This is a genomic window from Parendozoicomonas verongulae, assembly GCF_009711465.1.
Lineage (GTDB): Bacteria > Pseudomonadota > Gammaproteobacteria > Pseudomonadales > Endozoicomonadaceae > Sansalvadorimonas > Sansalvadorimonas verongulae.
The window spans coordinates 41513-42090 of the sequence record NZ_SMME01000855.1 but is presented as its reverse complement, the minus strand read 5'-3'; the positions used below and the strand labels follow the sequence as shown (position 1 = coordinate 42090).

Annotated in this window: 1 protein-coding gene; it reads left to right on the top strand. The window is 45.7% G+C overall.

Going from position 1 to position 578, the window contains the following annotated elements; genetic code table 11:
• Positions 1-578: hypothetical protein (locus E1189_RS23995; protein ID WP_196221477.1), on the top strand; the 578-nt coding region annotated here is incomplete at both ends.

The window sequence follows — 578 nt, the reverse complement described above, 5'->3', positions numbered from 1 at the left end:
CGCTTTGACTCTGGCTACACCCCAAAAGGCAAAGCGAAACTCGGATTTTATTCATCCATATCGTCCCCTAAAATCCAGTTTAATGACACTATAATTGGGTTTTCAATACATGTTATAGGAGGCTGGATTGCTGCCAAACTGGAGACCATACATACATACAGTACTCTTAAAGACCTCTTTGAGGATGCCACCTCGACGACAGTGGCAGCAACTTCCAGCTCACAGAGAGAGCGGATAACAAAGTCAATGCAGGGGATATGTCCAAAGGCTTTCCGTGATTACCTTGCAGATCACGATATCACTGTGTACTGGATTGACCCGGAACATCAGCGGCATAAAATTGCACATTTTTCCAAGTGGACAGGAAAACTGGAAGCCTATGGGGAGCATACTGACACTCTCTATCACTTAGGCAGAGTGAAATTCCAGCAGTTCACGAAGGCGATAGGGGAGAACCATGCCACCTTTTCCATAGTCATCTCTCCATCGAAATCACAGAGTAGACACTCAAGAGGCTATACAAGACTTCCAGAGCCGGCAGATGAAGCAGCGCAAAGTATGCCAAAAATACTTCAGGT